Genomic DNA, 17520 nt, shown 5'->3' with positions numbered 1-17520 from the left:
CCGCCCGCGGCTGAGAGCCCGCCCCGGTCCCGCCAGCAACCGGGCCGGTGGCCTCTCCGCCTGCGGAGCCTGCCCCCGTTCCCGCGCCTGCCCCCCCCCCGCCCCCGCCCCGTCACGTGCTCCCTCCCCCGTTCCTGCCCCTGCCCCTGCGCCAGCACCGGCGCCAGCCCCCGTCCCTGAGCCCGCACCCGCGCCGCCGGTCGTCGACCCTGCCCTCCCGGCCCCGGATCCGGTGACCGACCCGGCTCAGGACCCTGGCGGCCTGCCAGGTGTCCCGGTGGTTCAACCGGCCCCGGACCCCACGCTCCCGGTGGGCCAGCCCGCGACTGGCACAACACCGACGGCGCCGCTGCCCGGTGGGGTCCCGGCGGTGCCGGCTCCCGGGCCCGCGGTGCCCGGTACGACGCCGACTGTCCCTGTCCCTGCGCCCGCCCCCGTGACCACCCCGGCGGCGCCGGCGCCGGTGCTCCTTGTCCTGCCGATGGAAACGGTGGCGGCCGTGTCCCCTGCCGACCCCGCGCTGGCCTGCGGCCCCGGGGCGGCAGCGCAGCCCCAGCCCGGCATGGCCAATTCGACCGGATACGCGACCGTACGCCAGGCCTATGTTCCGCTCATGGTCCTGCCGGAACCTCACGCCGCGGGCAGTCCGGCCAGCGCCCCGCCCGCAGAGAACCCAGTACCCGCCAGCCCCGTCCCGTCCGGCGGCAACACCCCGGCCGCGCCGGCGGCGCCGGCCGGCGGGAACGACGGCCCGCGCCCTTGGGGTGGCGGAACCGGCCTCCCGGCGCCCAGTGCCCTGCCGCCGGTGCCGGGCTCGGGTTCTGGCAGCGGAGCCGCCTCCAGCGGCACGTCCGGCGCCCTGGCCTGGCTGCCGGGTTCACTGTTCTTCATTCCCCCCATGGGCGCCGACCCGATCAGCGGTCCGCTCCAGCACGTCCATCCTGCTGACGCCGCCGATCCCGGATCTTCTCCTGACTAGAAGGGCCGTTCTCTGCCAATTTCCTGCGCAGAGCACGGTCCTTCGGGCTGCCATGTGCGCCCGCCATCAGTCATTCAGGAGAATTTCCCATGGACCTCACAGTCCGCGACCGGATCAACGGCACCCCCGCTTCGCCTAGGCGCCCCGTCTCAGCGCCGTCGGCGAACCGGCCCGCGCCGGCCCCTCGCGCATCCCTTCAGCTTCGCCGCACCCAAGTGAGACCCCCGCACGCAGAACGTCCGCCGTAGCGCGTGGCCGCTCCTGTCCTGGTCCCTTAACCGCCGGAGCGATGTCGTTGGGTCCGCTGGGGGATCCAACGGCCTCACAGGCAATGGCGAAGCCTCTTCCCTACGAGTGAAAGGTGGATACATCAACCCCTATGCCAGGTGGGCGGAACAGCGCCATGCTGGACCGCGATACCCGTACCCGTATTATTCTTTAGGGGCGCCACCACGGCGCCGATGAGAGGGACGGGGTAACATCGTGGACGCTTCGCCCAGCGAGGTCACGACAGAGATTCTGAGCGGCCGCTACCGGCTTGGGGAAGTGGTCGGCCGGGGCGGTATGGCCTCCGTGTACTCGGCCCGGGACGAGAACCTGGGCCGGGACGTCGCGCTGAAGCTGTTCGCTCCGCAGTCCGCCGATGCCGATGAGCTCAAGCGGCAGCAGGCCGAAATCGAACTGCTGGCCACGTTGAACCATCCGAGCCTGGTGACGCTGTTCGACGCCGGCACAGACACGCGGATCCCGGAGGAGCCGAGGCCCTTCCTGACCATGGAACTGGTGGACGGCCAGGACCTCCGGAGCCGGATCCGGCACAGTCCCGTGCCGCTCGACGAACTTGCTGTCATCGGCGCGGGACTCGCGGATGCCCTCGCCTACGTCCACTCCCTCGGCATCATCCACCGCGACATCAAGCCGGCGAATGTGCTGCTGGTGCAGGTCCGGCCGGGCGAGCCGCTACGGCCGAAGCTGACCGATTTCGGCATTGCCAGGATCGTGGACGGAACCCGGCTCACCGCTACCGGCACCATGGTGGGTACGGCGGCGTACCTGAGCCCCGAGCAGGCCCGCGGCGCAGACATGGGTCCGGCCAGCGACATCTACTCGCTCGGCCTGGTCCTGCTGGAGTGCATCAAGGGTTCGGTCGAATACCCGGGAAGCGCCGTCGAGTCCGCGGTGGCCCGGCTGCACCGTGCCCCGGTCATTCCGGACAGTGTTCCGGCGGAGTGGGCCACGCTGATCCGGGCGATGACCGCGCTGGACCCCTTGGACCGTCCGGCGGCCGCCGAGCTGGAGTCGGCCCTGCGCCAGGCGCTGATCTCCCCGGACTCGCTGCCGGGTGCCCTGGCCGAAGAGCGCACCCGGGTGCTGCCTGCCCCGCCCGCCAGGGCTCCGCGGTCAGCGCAGGACACGGGTCCCGGAATCACACGGAACACCGCCCAGGATTCCGTCGGCGCCGCTCCCCGCCTGGACGGGCAATCGCACCCCCGCTACGCCCTGAACCCCGACGGCCCGGCTGCCGGCCGTTCAGACGGCCGCAGCGTCCCCTCCCGCTGGCTCACCCGGTTCCGTGCGAGCCGGCGGCGCACTAAGGTCGCCCTGGTCCTGGCCGTGCTCGCACTCCTTGCGGCAATCGCCGTCGCCGCCACCATCCTGGCCGCACCGAAGCCCGCACCCGCCGTCGTCCCCTACCCCGCCGTCACCGGCGACCTGGGGGAACACCTGAAACAACTGCAGAAGAGCGTGCAACCATGATCGGCAAAAGCACACGGCGTTGGAGCCCAGCACTGGCCGCACCCGTGCTGACGGCCGTCCTGGTCGCGGGCTCGCTCTCCGGCTGTGCCGGGACGGCGCCCGAACTGGACGGCGGGGCGGCCACACAACTCCAGTCCCAGGTCCTCGCCGTCACCGAGGCGGCGGCCACCGAGGACTCTGCCGGCGCGCTGAAGCTCCTGGACGAACTTATGACCAAGCTCGATGCGGCCGCCGCGGACGGAAAGGTGTCCTTCAAACGCCACCAGAGCATCAAGGCGTCCGTTGATGTTGTCCGCGCCGATCTCACGGCCAAGATCGCCCAACAACAGGCGGCCGCGGCCGAGGCTGCGAAGGCCGCCGCGGCAGCCCAAGCCGCCGCCCAGGAAGCGGCAGCAAAGGCGGCCGCGGATCAGACAGCGGCCCAGGCGCCGGCGCCCGCACCGGCCCCCGCTGATAACGGCAAAGCTAAGGGAAAAGGCAAAGGCGGCGGCTAGCCACTCCCGGCTTTCCCTATCCGCCGGTTCCGGCTAGCTTGGTCAGTCAGGCCGAAACCGGCCTGCCGGCCGCCGACTGAAGGAGTGAAGCAAGCATGGCAACAGTCCAGGAATCCATCAATGTGAACGTTCCCCTGAGCCAGGCCTACAACCAGTGGACCCAGTTTGAGGACTTCCCGCAGTTCATGAGCGGCGTCGACGCCGTCAGGCAACTCGACGACACCACGGTCCACTTCCAGACCAGCATCGGCGGGGTCAAGCGCGACTACGACGCCCGGATCACCAATCAGGACCCCGACCGGCAGGTGTCGTGGGAGAGCCTTGACGGTCCCCGCAACGCAGGCACCGTGCGGTTCGCGGAACTCGGACCGGCGGAAACCAGGGTCGACGTCGAACTCAGCTGGGAGCCCGGCTCGGCGACCGAGAAAATCGGCGCAGCCGTCGGCCTCGACTCCCGGCAGGTCGGCGCAGACCTGCGGCGGTTCAAGACTTTCATTGAGGGCCGGGACTTCGAAACGGGCGCCTGGCGCGAGCGCGTGAGCGGCGGCGAGGTGGATGGGCAGCTGCCCGCGGCGCCGCTGCTGACCGACACCGGCTACGACGTCGTCGGCGCCTCCGGGTCGCTGAACACCGATCCGGACATGGCCACCGAACCGGCCTTCGACGGCGGCACAACCGACGACCGCCGCAACCGCAGGGCCTCCGACCGCTGACGCGGGGGCCGCTTAAACGCCCAAGGGCGCACCGGGTCCTCCCGGTGCGCCCTTGTTATTGCGGAGTTATTGCGGAGTCGTTGCGGAGGCTAGCCCAGCAGGGACAGCACGTCGCTGAACTTGGCCGAGGGCCGCATCACGGCGGAGACCTTGTCCTCGTCCGGACGGTAGTAGCCGCCGATGTCGACCGGGGACCCCTGCACGGAGAGCAGTTCGCCGACGATGGTCTCCTCGTTGGAGCTCAGCGCGTCGGAGACCGCGGCGAAGGCGGCGGCCAGCTCGGCGTCGTCCTTCTGGCGTGCCAGCTCGTCGGCCCAGAACTTGGCGAGGTAGAAGTGGCTGCCGCGGTTGTCCAGCTCGCCGGCCTTGCGCTTGGGCGACTTGTCCTCCAGCAGGAACGTGCCGGTGGCGCGGTCCAGGGTGTCCGCCAGGACCTGTGCGCGGGCGTTGCCCGTGGTGGTCGCGAGGTGCTCGAAGCTCACGGCGAGGGCCAGGAACTCGCCCAGGCTGTCCCAGCGCAGGTGGTTTTCCTTGAGCAGCTGCTGGACGTGCTTGGGGGCGGAGCCGCCGGCGCCGGTCTCGAACAGACCGCCGCCGTTGATCAGCGGGACGATCGAGAGCATCTTGGCGCTGGTGCCGAGTTCGAGGATCGGGAACAGGTCCGTGAGGTAGTCGCGGAGCACGTTGCCGGTGACCGAGATGGTGTCCTCGCCCTTGCGCAGGCGTGCCAGGGTGAAGGCCGTGGCCTCATCCGGGGACATGATTTCCAGCTGCAGGCCTTCGGTGTCGTGGTCCTTGAGGTATTCCTCGACCTTGGCGATCATCTGGGCGTCGTGGGCGCGGGTCTTGTCCAGCCAGAAGACGGCCGGGGTGGCGGAGGCGCGGGCGCGGGTGACGGCCAGCTTGACCCAGTCGCGGATCGGCACGTCCTTGGTCTGGCAGGCGCGCCAGATGTCGCCGGGGGCAACCTGGTGCTCGATCAGCACGGTGCCGGCGTCGTCGACCACCTGGACGGTGCCGGCGGACTGGATCTCGAAGGTCTTGTCGTGGCTGCCGTATTCCTCGGCCGCCTGGGCCATCAGGCCGACGTTCGGGACGGTGCCCATGGTGGTCGGGTCGAAGGCGCCGTTGGCACGGCAGTCGTCGATGACGACCTGGTAGATGCCGGCGTAGCTGCTGTCCGGCAGGACGGCGAGGGTGTCGGCCTCCTGGCCGTCGCGGCCCCACATGTGACCGGAGCTGCGGATCATGGCCGGCATCGAAGCGTCGACGATGACGTCGGACGGCACGTGCAGGTTGGTGATGCCCTTGTCCGAGTCAACCATGGCGAGCTCGGGGCCGTCGTTGAGCCCCTTCTGGATGGCCGCCGCGACGTCGTCGCGGATTTCCTCCGGCAGGTCTTCGAGGCCGTTGAGGATGGAGGCCAGGCCGTTGTTGGGGCTGAGGCCGGCCGCGGCGATCTGCTCGCCGTAGGTGGCGAAGAGCTCGGAGAAGTACGCCTTGACGACGTGGCCGAAGATGATCGGGTCCGAGACCTTCATCATGGTGGCCTTCAGGTGTGCGGAGAAGAGCACGCCCTCTTCCTTGGCTCGGGCAACCTGGGCGGCGAGGAAGCTGTCCAGTGCGGCGGCGCGCATCACGGTACCGTCGATGACCTCGCCGGCCAGCACGGGGAAGGCCCGCTTGAGGACCTTGACCGTGCCGTCTTCCTTGACCAGCTGGATCTTGAGGTTCGTGTCAGCCTCGATCACGACGGACTTCTCGTTGGAGCGGAAGTCGTCGGCATCCATGTGGGCGACGTTGGTCTTCGATTCCGGGGACCAGGCGCCCATGCTGTGCGGGTTCTGGCGGGCGTAGTTCTTGACCGAGAGCGGCGCGCGGCGGTCGGAGTTGCCCTCGCGGAGCACCGGGTTCACGGCGGAGCCCTTGATCTTGTCGTAGCGGGAGCGGACGTCCGTCTCCTCGTCCGAGGCGGGGTTGTCCGGGTAGTCCGGCAGGGCGTAGCCCTGGCCCTGCAGCTCGGCAATGGCGGCCTTCAGCTGCGGCACGGAGGCGCTGATGTTGGGCAGCTTGATGATGTTGGCCTCGGGCGTCTTGGCGAGCTCGCCCAGTTCGGCCAGGGCGTCGCTGACGCGCTGCTCTTCGGTGAGGTAATCGCCGAAGACGGCGATGATGCGGCCGGCTAGCGAAATGTCGCGGGTCTCCACTTCCACACCGGCCGTCGAGGCGAACGCCTCGACAATCGGCAAGAACGAATAGGTGGCCAGCATCGGCGCTTCGTCGGTGTGGGTATAGATAATCTTGGCCATTGCTCGGGCGTCTCCCTGAAAGTCTGCGGAAATCTTTGTTATCTCAACGGCTCTAACTTACCCGAGTTGGCCGCATTGGCGGCTATCCGGGACGGGCTCCCGGGCCCGCGTGACACCGAAACCGCAGTAACTTTGCGGAAATCTTGCGTGACAAATGTTGACAGATCGCTTTACCCATTCGTCAAGTTGACGTAGTTTCTAACCCATCACAGCGGCCCGCCCCGGCTGACCGCCCCGCATTCCTCCCGGTTAGGACACCCATGAGAACACCCAAGACTCTGGCCACCAGCCTCCTCAGCCTCTCCGCCGCCGCACTCCTGGCGGTCTGCGCGGCCGGCTCCGCGTCGGCCACACCTGCCCCCGCAGCGCAGGACAAGGAAACTTCGCTGGTGGCCAGCCAGTCCCTCGACGGCGCCCAGGCTGCCGAGTACTGGACGCCCGAGCGCATGAAGTCCGCGATCCCGGGTGATGTGTTGGCCAACAAGGCGCTGGCCCGCGGCAACAAGTCCCCGGCCGCCACGGTGGAGAAGGGCTCGAGCACCCAGATTTCCGGCAAGGCTGCCCGGGGCAAGACAACCCTGCATGCGGACGAGTCCCCGGTCTCCAACATCGGAAAAGTGTTCTTCACCATGGGCGGCAGCAACTACGTTTGCTCCGGCAACTCAGTCAGCGCCAGCAACAAGAGCACGGTCTCGACCGCCGGCCACTGCGTCAACGAGGGCCCAGGGGCGTTCGCCACCAACTTCGTCTTCGTCCCGGCCTACCTCAACGGCGCCGCGCCCTACGGCAAATGGGCTGCCAAGGCCCTCTACACCACGACCCAGTGGAGCTCGGCCGGGGACATGCAGTACGACACCGGGTTCGCCGTCGTCACCCCGCTGAACGGACAGAACCTGTCCGACGTCGTCGGTTCCTCCGGCGTCCAGTTCAACGCCGCCCGCGGCCTCACCTACAAGTCCTACGGCTACCCCGCCGCCTCGCCGTTCGACGGCCAGTCCCTGGTCAGCTGCACCGGCCCGGCCTCCGATGACCCGAACAACCCGCAGTTCAACGCCCAGGGCATCCCCTGCGACATGACCGGCGGATCCTCCGGCGGCCCCTGGTTCATCGGCACCAGCTCCTCCGGCTACCAGAACTCCATCAACAGCTACGGCTACGGCACCCGTTCCACCGTTATGTACGGCCCGTACTGGGGCTCTGTCATCCAGCAGGCCTACACGACCGCCGCAGCTTCCTAAACCCTCATCCCCGAGAAACCCTCAACCCAGGAAAGGAAAAAGCGACGCGGGGCTCTTGCCGCCCAACCCCCTCGACAGGGCGGCAAGAGACCCCGCGTTGCTGTGTGCCTGCGGTTGCTGGCTGCTGGGTGCTGGGCTCTAGGCCCTGGACCCTGGACCCTGGACCCGCGAATGGACATGCCCATCGCTGGGGCCGCCCTGCACCGGGCATGCCCATCGCTCGGGCCGACCGGTGGACATAACCTACATATGTCCATTCACGGGCGCGAAGAATGAGCATGTCCGTCGGTCCTGACGCTCATGTCCATCCCTGGGCGCGAAGAATGGGCATGTCCGTCGGCCCTGACGCTCATGCCCATCCCTGGGCGCGAAGAATGGGCATGCTCGTCGGCGTCGCCCGCCCGGACCCCGCAGCATCAAACCACGCGCTTCCCCCACAACCCCGCACCCCGAAACGCCACAAAAAATGGACATGCCCTCCCGGAAGGAAGGGCATGTCCATTCTTCGGAGCAGCCGTTGAGCATGTCCCCTAGCGGAACCTAGTGGAAGAAGTGGCGCGCGCCGGTGAAGTACATCGTGATCCCCGCGGCGTTGGCGGCGGCAATGACTTCCTCGTCCCGGACGGAGCCGCCGGGCTGCACGACGGCGCGGACACCGGCGTCGATCAGGATCTGCAGGCCGTCGGCGAACGGGAAGAACGCGTCCGACGCTGCGACGGCGCCCCGGGCCCGTTCGGGGGCGCCGGTGGCATCGGCGTTGGAGGCCCCGCCGGCGCCCTCCACATCGGAGCTCACCGAAACCCCGAGGGTGTTGGCCCGTTCGACGGCGAGCCGGCAGGAATCGAGCCTGTTGACCTGACCCATCCCGATTCCGACGGCGGCACCGTCGGCAGCGAGCAGGATCGCGTTGGACTTGGCCGCCCGGCACGCGGTCCAGGCGAAGGCGAGGTCGGCCAGGGTCGCGGCGTCTGCGGCGTCGCCCGCAGCGAGGGTCCAGTTGGCCGGGTTGTCGCCCTCGGCGTCGACCTTGTCCGTGGCCTGGACCAGCATGCCGCCGGAGACCTGGCGGAACTCGGTCGGGTAGCGGCCGTAGCCCTCGGGCAGGGTCAGCAGGCGGATGTTCTTCTTCTTGGACAGGATTTCGACGGCCTCGTCCTCAAAGCCCGGGGCAATAACGACCTCGGTGAAGATGCCGGCCACGGTCCGGGCCATGCCGGCGGTAACGGTGCGGTTGGCCGCGATCACGCCGCCGAACGCGGAGACCGGGTCGCAGGCGTGGGCCTTGGCGTGGGCGTCGGCGATCGGGTCCGCGGCGGAGGCGGAGCCAACGGCCACGCCACAGGGGTTGGCGTGCTTGATGATGGCGACGGCGGGCTCGTCGAAGTCGTAGGCGGCGCGGAGGGCGGCGTCGGCGTCGACGAAGTTGTTGTAGCTCATGGCCTTCCCGTGCAGCTGGTCGGCCTGCGCGATGCCGGCCGGAGCGGCCTTGTCCACGTAGAGGGCCGCCTGCTGGTGCGGGTTTTCGCCGTAGCGGAGCACCTCGGAGCGCTCCAGGGCAAGGCCGGCGTAGGCGGGCCAGTCGATCACGCCGTCGCCGTCCTCGTCGAGGAACTGGCTGGCGGTCCAGGTGGCCACGGCGGTGTCGTAGCTCGCGGTGTGCGCAAACGCCTTGGCGGCGAGCCGGCGCCGGGTCTTCAGGTCAAAGCCGCCGGAGGAGGCTGCTTCCACCACGGCACCGTAGGAGGACGGGTCCACCACGATCGCGACGGCGGCGTGGTTCTTCGCGGCAGAACGCACCATCGCGGGGCCGCCGATGTCGATCTGTTCGACGACGTCGTCCTGTGCGGCGCCGGACTTCACGGTCGCCACAAAGGGGTAGAGGTTTACGACGACGAGGTCGAACGGCTCGATCTCCATGTCCTGGAGGGTCTTCATGTGCGCCGGGACGCGGCGGTCGGCGAGGATGCCGCCGTGCACGCGCGGGTGCAGGGTCTTGACGCGGCCGTCCAGCATTTCCGGGGAGCCGGTGACTTCTTCGACTTCCTGGACCGGGATTCCGGCGGCGGCGATCTTCTTGGCGGTGGAGCCCGTGGAGACGATCTTGACGCCGGCTTCGTGCAGGCCCTTCGCGAGTTCCTCCAGACCGGTCTTGTCGTAGACCGAAATGAGGGCCCGGCGGATGGGAACACGGTCGATGGATACACGGTCAAGCTGCGTAAAGCTCACAAAAGTCTCCGTCTTATATCGCGGCGCGGCCGCGGGTGGTGGGGATGCGGCCAGTTTATCGCGTCACGGCTGCAGGGCTGCCCGCGCGCCGGAGTGTGAAGCTTCACGGCAGGCGCGCCCCGGGACGTAGAGTTTTCACAGGAGGCCGAGATGAATACGTACACCACTGTGCCCAGCGGCGAACAGGTGGTCCAGGAACTGCCGTGGCGGTGGAAGGTCCAGGGCAGGATTTTCCTGATCGGCGGCCTGGGCTTCATGTTCGATGCCTGGGACGTCACGCTCAACGGCATCCTCATTCCTCTGCTGTCCAGGCACTGGTCGCTGAGCCCGGGCGATGCCGCGTGGATCGGCACGTCGAACCTGATCGGCATGGCCCTGGGCGCCTTCATCTGGGGCACCATCGCGGACACCATCGGCCGCAAGAAGGCCTTCACCGCCACCTTGCTGATCTTCTCGATCTTCACGGTCCTCGGCGCCTTCTCCCCCGACTTCCTCTGGTTCGTGGTGTTCCGGTTCATGGCCGGCTTCGGCCTGGGCGGCTGTATCCCGGTGGACTACGCGCTGGTGGGCGAGTTCACCCCCCGCAAGCAGCGCGGCAAGGTCCTGACTGCGATGGACGGCTGGTGGCCCATCGGCGCGGCGCTGTGCGGCTTCGTCTCGGCCGGACTCGTCGCCGTCTTCGCGGACTGGCGGCTCACCATGCTGGTCATGGTGCTGCCCGCCCTGCTGGTGTTCTGGATCCGGCGCAGCGTTCCGGAGTCGCCGCTGTTCCTGATCCGCAAGGGACGCCGCGAGGAAGCCGCCAGGGTGATCGACGACCTGGTCGAGGCCACCGGCGCCGAAGCCCGGGTCTACAGCCTGCCCGAACCCCAGGACGCACCCCGGCTCTCCGCCGGCAGCGCCTGGACCCAGCTTCGCGCGCTCTGGCAGTTCAACTGGAAGATCACGACGGCGGCTTGGGCCCTGTTCTTTTCCATCCTGCTGGTCTATTACCTGTCGCTGACCTGGATGCCACGGATCCTGATCGGCGCCGGCTTCGAGGAGTACAAGGCGTTCCTCACCACGGCGTCGATGGCCGCCGTCGGCCTCCTGGGCGTGGTGGTCGCCGCGCTGCTGGTGGAGCGGACGGGTCGCAAGTGGATCCTCGCCGTTACGGGCCCGCTCTCGGCGCTGACGCTGGTGATTGTCGCCGTCGTCGTGGATATCCCGACGGCGGCCGTCTTCTGGCTGCTCGTGTTCGGCTTCGTGGTGCAGGTGGCGATCCCGGTGCTCTACGCCTATGTATCGGAGCTGTACCCGACAGAGCTGCGCGGCTCGGGCTTCGGTTGGGCCTCGACGTTTTCCCGGCTCGGCGCCGGCTTCGGGCCGCTGGTCTTCGCCGCCTTCCTGTGGCCCGAGCTGGGACTGGCCACGTCCTTCGCCTTGGCCGGCGGCCTGGTGCTTCTCTCGGTGCTGTGGATGGCGTTCTTCGCCCCGGAGACCAAGCAGCGCCGGCTGGAGTAGCTCCCCACCGGCTCCGGACGCCGGAATGCCCTATCACCTATGGTTGCTCTGAGGGCTCAGAAGTAGCCATACGTGATAGGGCATCCGGGGATGGGCCTACTGGATGCAGGTCACGTATACCGTGAGGGCGTTGTTCTTGATTTGGGTGACGGACCATCCGGTGGTCCCCAGGGGCTGGCTGGCCGTCACCTGATTGCCGTTGCCGCTGTTAAGCACGAAGCCACCGCCGACGGCGACCTTGCCGGCCGGGCAGCTCGCCGTGACGGTGAACGCGGTACCGCTGCCCGACGCGGTGCTCACGGACGTGGATGCCGCCGCGCCGGTAGCTCCCGTGGCTCCGGTTGCGCCGGTGGCCCCGGCGGGTCCAACAGGGCCGATGGCTCCGGTCTCGCCCTGGATGCCCTGGGCACCCGTCGCGCCGGTCGCCCCCGTGGCTCCGGTCTCGCCCTTCTCGCCCTGGAGGCCCTGGGCACCGGTTGCGCCGGTCGCACCGGTGTCACCCTTCTCGCCCTGGAGGCCCTGGGCGCCGGTTGCTCCGGTGTCACCCTTCTCGCCCTGGACGCCCTGGGCACCGGTGTCGCCCTTGTCGCCGGTATCGCCCTTGGCCCCCGTCGCCCCCGTCTCACCGGTCGCCCCGGTGTCACCCTTGTCGCCGGTATCGCCCTTGGCGCCCGTCGCCCCCGTCTCACCGGTGGCCCCGGTATCACCCTTCTCCCCCTGGATGCCCTGGATGCCCTGGGCGCCGGTCTCGCCGGTGAGGCCGATCAGACCCTGGATCCCCTGCGGGCCGACGGGTCCCACGGCACCCTGGATCCCTTGCGGACCGGCGATGCCCTGGATGCCCTGCGCGTTCCAGGTGATGGCGGTTTCCTTCTTCGGATCGCAGGTTTGTCCGGGTGCCAGCACCCGGAGCTGACCGCCGTTGTTGATGTTGTAGCAGCCGTTGATTTCGCCGGTGCCGGACGTCGTCGAGGCGGCGTAGGCTGCCGAAACGGCGCCCGTCCCGAGAACGAGCGCAGCGGTCAGGCACAGGACTTTTGGACTTGTTTTTGAAAAGCTGAACTGAGACACGAGGTACCCCCAGAGACGCAAGAGACGAATGAGATTGCGCCAGACTATGGCCCCGGAGGGCAGTAAAACCTGCCGCAGAATACTCGACTTTCGCCCGGTACTACCCGACTTTTTGGACCGGTACTCGCTTTTCAGCCGACTACTACTTGGTGCGGCCAAACGGGCCCGCGGTCGGGGTCGGTTGAGGGCTCAAACGACCACTAATGCGAGTTAGTTGGACGGGGCGGCCGCCGCGGCGGCGAGGGCCTTGAGGGTCGAAACCAGCAGCCGCCGTTCCACGATCTTGATCCGTTCGTGCAGGGTTTCCTCGGTGTCGCCGTCCGCCACGGTCACCGCCTCCTGCGCGATGATCGGCCCGGTGTCCACGCCGGCGTCGGCCCAGTGCACCGTGCACCCCGTGACCTTCACACCGTAGGCCAGGGCGTCGCGTACGCCGTGCGCGCCGGGGAAGGCTGGCAGCAGGGCCGGGTGGGTGTTCAGGTATTTGCCCCCGAACGCCTCGATGAAGTCCGCGCTGACAATGCGCATAAAGCCGGAAGAGACGACGACGTCGGGCCGATACTCGGCCACGGCCCGGGTGAGCGCGGCGTTCCAGGCGGCGCGGTCCGGGTAGGCCTTGAAGTCCACCACGAACGTGGGGATTCCGGCGGCGGCGGAGCGCTCCACACCGTAGGTTCCGGGCCGGTCCGCCCCGACGGCGGCTAGCTCAACGTCCAGCTCGCCGGTCTTGACGGCGTCGATGACGGCCTGGAGGTTGGAGCCGGTGCCGGAGACGAGGACAACAATGCGCATTGCCTTAGCTTATGGGGCCGCTCGCGTACGCTGGAAAATATGAATTCACCCCTCGTACCCGGCGGAAGCCCGCGGAACCAGAATCCGCGGAGCGAGGCGGCAAAAGCGTCGCTGCTCAGGACGCACAACCTGTTCCGCATGTTCATCGTGGCGGTGCTCGGGGCGTTCTTCGTGTTCCAGTTGGACGTCAACTACCTTTGGCTGGCCGCGCTCCTGACCGTCGCGGGGCTGGTGCTCGGAGTCCTGCTCCTGGTCCGCGCCACGAAACTGCGGGAATCCCGCCTCGTGCTTTTTGGAACCATCTCCGGTCTGGTGGTCACCGTGGTGATGGCCCTGATGATCATGGTGTCCGCGGTGTTTTTCAACCAGATCCGGGACTACCAGCAATGCGCCCGGCATGCACTCACCCAGCAGGCCGCCTCGGCCTGCCGGACGGAGCTGGAAAAGTCGATGCCCACCCAGCTGCGCTAGAGCAGCTGCCGGATTAGTCGGACTCGGCGGCCAGCTCCAGGTCCGCCTCATGCAGTTTCTGCCGGCGTTCCAGCCACGGCCCCGCTGCGTAGCCGATCACGACGCCAATGCCGGCTTCCACCCCGACGAACAGCGCCGTCATCAGCGGGTCCGGGCCGATGTCCGTGAGCCTGCCAATACCGGCCGATCCCCGTGCCAGCCAGGCCAGCGCGGCGGCCAGCAGCCCCGCCACGGCCCCGGTCATGGCACCCAGGACCAGGGTGGAAACCGTGGCGGTGAACCAGCGCGCCTTGACCTTGATGGAGAGCCATTCGTCAAAGTGGTTTTCGCCTTCGCGCAGGAACCACCAGCCCGCCAGGACACCGGCGAGGGCCGGCACCACCAGGGCCACGAAACCGTACTCCAGCGCGCCGGAGGGCAACGCGGCGAAGACCGGGATGGAGGGCAGTGGCCCGACGGCGGTGTCCAGCGGCCCGGCATGGGAGCCGACGCCGAGCGCGAAGCCGGAGCCGGACGTCCAGGCGAGCGCAAACACGGCCAGGTTGGGCAGGTAACCCAGTTGGGCGATGGTCAGGGCGGCACCGCCCACGGCGCCGGCGTCGAGCGCTTCGTAGACCGCAATGACGAGGTTCCAGTGAATGAGGAGGTCGACGGTGAGCAAGGTGGCGGCCATCGCCAGGCTGGCCATCACCGCCACGAACCCGGCTTTGAGGACGGAGCCGAGGTAGGAGCCGGCCCAGCGCGAATGCTGGCTGGTGCGCGAGAGCCAGGCGACGGCGTCGACGCCGATCAGCCGGCTCCAGGAACCCGCCTCACGCCGGGCCCCTATCACCATGCCGAGCGCAAAGGGGATCAGCGGGACGATGGAGGCGTACCAGAGGCTGACGCCCACCTCGGCGGTGCGGCAGACGAAGCCGGTGGCGAACCCGAAGGCGCCGTACATCAGCCAGGAGCCGAGCAGCGCCTGCCACAGCTGGTCGGTGTACGAAGCCCGGGCAAGCCGGCGGCCGGCGCGCCAGGCGAGCAGGAACGGGATCAGGGTGAGCCCCAGCGGGACCAGCGACAGGACGCCTGATTCAGGCTGGGCCGCGGCGCCGTCGCCGACGGTGTCCAGCAGCAGGGGCACCCCGTGGATCACCAGCCACGCCTGGCCGGCGAGCCGTGCGAGGAATTCAAACCCACCGTCCCGGAAGCCGGCCGTGGCCCAGACCGCGACGATGGGTGCCACCACGGCGAGCGCGGAAATCACTGCCGCCTGTGCGGACTCAAGCGCCCCCTGCAGCCACAAAGGCATCGGAAGGCCACGGTCCCCGGTCTGATCAGCGCGCAGTTTCATCGTGATCCATCGTGCCACGCGCCGGGCCGTGTCCGGCGTTCCGACAGGCTTTCTCCCCCGCATTTCCAAGCCGCCGGGACGGCCCGCGGCGGCGCTTTTTCCCCTACCCCGCCGTAAAATTTAAAGTGTCCGCAATCACTGGTTGGAGGCAGAAAATGACTACCGCATCTCCACATGCGCACGGCGTACATTTCGGACGGACAGATGTCCAAAACGTCGGCATGGGTGTGGGTATTGTCCTAATTGTCGTGGGCGTCCTGGGGTTCATCCCGGGCATCACCACGCAGTACAGCGAGCTGAGGTTCTTCGGGCCCGATTCCCGGGCCATGTTCCTCGGCCTGTTCCAGGTGTCCATGCTGCTGAACATCGTCCAGCTGGCCATCGGCGCCACCGGCTTGACCATGTCCCGCAACGGCATGGGAGCCCGGAACTTCCTCATGGGCTTTGGCCTGCTGTACATCATCTTCAGCGTTTACGGGCTGATCGTCGGCGTAGGGTCGGCGGCCAATTTCCTTGCGTTCAACACCATGGACAACTGGACCCACCTGGTGCTGGGCGTGGCAATGATTGGCGCCGGCTGGCTGCTTTCGAGGCATCTGGCCGATGACGCACAAACCCGGTAAGCGAACACCGGGAAAAGGGAGCCGCGAATGAGGACCGTTTCATAGCAATCCAATAATTCGTACTACCTGCTGGTGCGGACGCTGCGAGGTAACTCAGGCGTCCGCACCAGCTTTCTCTTTTTCCCCGCGTCCGCGGGCAGGGCTTTGCGCCAAATGCTGGACTTATTCGACGGCGGAACCCCAGACTGGCCTGACTCACCGACCTGAAAGGTTTTCCATGCCGGACTTCTCAACCTTTATCCCGTTCCTCGCGATCCTCGCCGGGGCGCTCCTCGTCGTCGCCGTCGTCTGGGTGGCGATCAAGCTGATGTGGAAGGTGGCCGAGCCGAACGAGGCGCTGATCATCTCCGGCCTGACCCGCGGCACCCTGGAGACCAGGGACGGCATGGACTTCAAAATCGTCACCGGCAAGGGGGCGCTGGTGTTCCCCGGCCTGCAGACCGTGCGGACCCTGTCCCTGACCCTGAACGAGACCGAGCTCAAGGTCTCCTGCGTGACGTCCCAGGGCATCCAGGTGATTGTCGAGGGCGTGGTGATCTACAAGATCGGGGATGCCCCGCCCTTCATCGCCAATGCCGCGCGCCGGTTCCTCGGCCAACAGCCCAAGATGCAGAGCCAGGTCTACAACGTCTTCGAGGGGCACCTGCGGTCCATCATCGGCAGCATGACCGTGGAGGAAATCATCCGCGAGCGCGACAAACTCGGCTCACAGGTCCGCAGCGCCAGCGGGGTGGAGATGGAGAAGCTGGGCCTGGTGGTCGACTCACTCCAGATCAAGGACCTCCAGGATCCCACGGGCTACATCCAGAACATCGCCAAGCCGCACATCGCGCAGGTCAAGATGGAAGCCCGGATCGCCGAAGCCACCCGCAACCGGGAGGCGGCCGAGCGGGAGGCGGAGGCGGCCGCGCAAATCGCCGACGCGCAGAGCCTGTCCGCGATCAAGCAGTCGGAGGCCCAGGCCAACGCCGAACGCGCCCGTGCCAACGCCGCCCAGGCCGGCCCGCTGGCGGAGGCGACCGCGCGCCAGCAGGTGGTGGTGCAGGAAACCGAAGTCGCCAAGCTCGAAGCGGACCGCGAGGAACAAAAACTCCAGACCACCATCCGGAAACCCGCGGACGCCAAGGCCTACGCCAAGCGCACCGAGGCCGAGGGCCAGAAATCCGCCGACATCAGCGCGGCCGAGGCGCTGGCCCGCCGGACCGAGCTTGAGGCCCAGGTCAACGCCCGGCGCACCGAGCTCCAGGCGCAGGCCAACGCCACGGCAGCCGCGGCCGCAGCCGGGGCCACCCGCGTCACCGGCGAAGCGGAAGCTGCCGCCACAAAAGCCCGCGGTGACGCCACGGCGTCGTCGATCCAGGCCAAGGCGCTGGCCGAAGCGGAAGGCATCAAGGCCCGCGGCGAAGCGCTCGGCACCAACCAGGACGCGGTCATCTCACAGCAACTGGCCGAAAACATGCCCGCCATCATTGCGGCGGCCGCCGAGCCTTTCGCCCACGTCGGGCAGCTCACCGTCCTCAACGGCGGGGAAGGCATCAACCGGATGATCGGCGGCATCCTGGCCCAGGTGGGCGACTACCTGCCCGCGCTGCGGACGGCACTGAAGGACGGCCGGCAGGCAGCCAAACAACCGCCGAAAGCTCCGGATGCCTAGGAACGTCGACCGCAGCCTCACTGGCAGGATCGGCCGGGTCACGGGACGGGTGGGGCCTGGCACCATCGGAGAGGTCATGCTGCCCTTCCGTGGCGGCACGAGCGCGTTCCACGCCCACCCTTTCGACAAAACGAGCGTCTTCGCCGTCGGGGACGAGGTGCTGGTGATCTACTTCGAACCGCCCCAGACGGTCTATGTGGACGAACTCCCGGACGTGCTCCGGCACGACGGCCTCGGCTAACGCTGCCGGGCGCCCGGAGGCAAGGGCGGGTCGATCCCCGCGTCCATTTGCCGGAGATGGCCGCTCCGAGGCCCGTCTGAGCGGCCGTCTCTGGCAAATGGGCGCCAACGGG

Annotated in this window: 15 protein-coding genes; 10 read left to right on the top strand and 5 right to left on the bottom strand. The window is 68.2% G+C overall.

Features of this window, described 5'->3' with window-relative positions; translation table 11 throughout:
* Window positions 1-436 precede the first annotated feature (436 nt).
* The 4 genes from FFF93_RS04165 to FFF93_RS04150 all read left to right on the top strand — a co-directional run bounded on the left by FFF93_RS04165 (window position 437) and on the right by FFF93_RS04150 (window position 3944).
* Window positions 437-979, top strand: a complete 543-nt coding sequence (locus FFF93_RS04165) for a hypothetical protein (protein ID WP_144766395.1) — start codon at window positions 437-439, stop codon at window positions 977-979.
* A gap of 480 nt (window positions 980-1459) precedes the next feature.
* Window positions 1460-2737, top strand: a complete 1278-nt coding sequence (locus tag FFF93_RS04160; protein WP_138770037.1) for a serine/threonine-protein kinase — start codon at window positions 1460-1462, stop codon at window positions 2735-2737.
* On the top strand, window positions 2734-3231 hold the full coding sequence (locus tag FFF93_RS04155) for a mucin-associated surface protein (protein WP_261375286.1): 498 nt from the start codon (window positions 2734-2736) through the stop codon (window positions 3229-3231). Before FFF93_RS04160 ends, FFF93_RS04155 begins: the two co-directional genes overlap by 4 nt.
* A gap of 95 nt (window positions 3232-3326) precedes the next feature.
* A complete protein-coding gene (locus tag FFF93_RS04150; protein ID WP_138770038.1) occupies window positions 3327-3944 on the top strand; it encodes an SRPBCC family protein in 618 nt (205 codons plus the stop codon).
* Window positions 3945-4033: 89 nt separating this feature from the next.
* Here FFF93_RS04150 and FFF93_RS04145 read toward each other — a convergent pair whose 3' ends face one another.
* Complete coding sequence (locus tag FFF93_RS04145) at window positions 4034-6253, bottom strand: NADP-dependent isocitrate dehydrogenase (RefSeq protein ID WP_138770039.1); 2220 nt, start codon at window positions 6251-6253, stop codon at window positions 4034-4036.
* 260 nt (window positions 6254-6513) lie between these two features.
* Here FFF93_RS04145 and FFF93_RS04140 point away from each other — a divergent pair, with 260 nt between their 5' ends.
* Window positions 6514-7491, top strand: coding sequence for a serine protease (locus tag FFF93_RS04140; RefSeq protein WP_138770040.1), 978 nt, complete (start codon window positions 6514-6516; stop codon window positions 7489-7491).
* A gap of 540 nt (window positions 7492-8031) precedes the next feature.
* Here the strand turns inward: FFF93_RS04140 and purH are convergent.
* The gene (gene purH / locus FFF93_RS04135; RefSeq protein ID WP_138770041.1) at window positions 8032-9717 is read right to left on the bottom strand and encodes a bifunctional phosphoribosylaminoimidazolecarboxamide formyltransferase/IMP cyclohydrolase; all 1686 of its coding nucleotides are present in this window, start codon (window positions 9715-9717) and stop codon (window positions 8032-8034) included.
* Window positions 9718-9867: 150 nt separating this feature from the next.
* Between purH and FFF93_RS04130 the strand changes: the two genes are divergently transcribed.
* Complete coding sequence (locus FFF93_RS04130) at window positions 9868-11220, top strand: MFS transporter (RefSeq protein WP_138770042.1); 1353 nt, start codon at window positions 9868-9870, stop codon at window positions 11218-11220.
* Between the two features lie 96 nt (window positions 11221-11316).
* Here FFF93_RS04130 and FFF93_RS17195 read toward each other — a convergent pair whose 3' ends face one another.
* Together FFF93_RS17195 and purN are read right to left on the bottom strand one after the other, a co-directional pair.
* Window positions 11317-12291: a collagen-like protein gene (locus FFF93_RS17195; RefSeq protein WP_222424644.1), complete on the bottom strand. Its 975-nt coding sequence runs from the start codon at window positions 12289-12291 to the stop codon at window positions 11317-11319.
* A 210-nt stretch (window positions 12292-12501) separates the two neighbouring features.
* Window positions 12502-13083, bottom strand: a complete 582-nt coding sequence (gene purN, locus FFF93_RS04120; RefSeq protein ID WP_138770043.1) for a phosphoribosylglycinamide formyltransferase — start codon at window positions 13081-13083, stop codon at window positions 12502-12504.
* A gap of 39 nt (window positions 13084-13122) precedes the next feature.
* Here purN and FFF93_RS04115 point away from each other — a divergent pair, with 39 nt between their 5' ends.
* Entirely contained in the window at window positions 13123-13554 is a 432-nt protein-coding gene (locus tag FFF93_RS04115) for a hypothetical protein (RefSeq protein WP_138770044.1), read from the top strand.
* Between the two features lie 13 nt (window positions 13555-13567).
* Here the strand turns inward: FFF93_RS04115 and FFF93_RS04110 are convergent, their stop codons facing one another.
* Window positions 13568-14890 (bottom strand): DUF6350 family protein, encoded by a 1323-nt coding sequence (locus FFF93_RS04110; RefSeq protein ID WP_138770045.1) that lies wholly within the window; start codon window positions 14888-14890, stop codon window positions 13568-13570.
* Window positions 14891-15045: 155 nt separating this feature from the next.
* On the opposite strand from FFF93_RS04110, the gene FFF93_RS04105 reads away from it, so the two are divergent.
* The 3 genes from FFF93_RS04105 to FFF93_RS04095 all read left to right on the top strand — a co-directional run bounded on the left by FFF93_RS04105 (window position 15046) and on the right by FFF93_RS04095 (window position 17408).
* Window positions 15046-15513 carry a DUF4383 domain-containing protein gene (locus tag FFF93_RS04105; RefSeq protein ID WP_138770046.1) on the top strand — a complete coding sequence of 156 codons (468 nt, stop codon included), beginning with the start codon at window positions 15046-15048 and terminating at the stop codon, window positions 15511-15513.
* Between the two features lie 217 nt (window positions 15514-15730).
* Window positions 15731-17167: a flotillin family protein gene (locus tag FFF93_RS04100; RefSeq protein ID WP_138770047.1), complete on the top strand. Its 1437-nt coding sequence runs from the start codon at window positions 15731-15733 to the stop codon at window positions 17165-17167.
* Window positions 17160-17408, top strand: a complete 249-nt coding sequence (locus tag FFF93_RS04095) for a hypothetical protein (RefSeq protein WP_138770048.1) — start codon at window positions 17160-17162, stop codon at window positions 17406-17408. Before FFF93_RS04100 ends, FFF93_RS04095 begins: the two co-directional genes overlap by 8 nt.
* Window positions 17409-17520: the final 112 nt, after the last annotated feature.

Source organism: Arthrobacter sp. KBS0702 (assembly GCF_005937985.2).
Lineage (GTDB): Bacteria > Actinomycetota > Actinomycetes > Actinomycetales > Micrococcaceae > Arthrobacter.
Note: the sequence above shows the minus strand (reverse complement) of the source record. Positions and strands in the feature narration are given on the sequence as shown.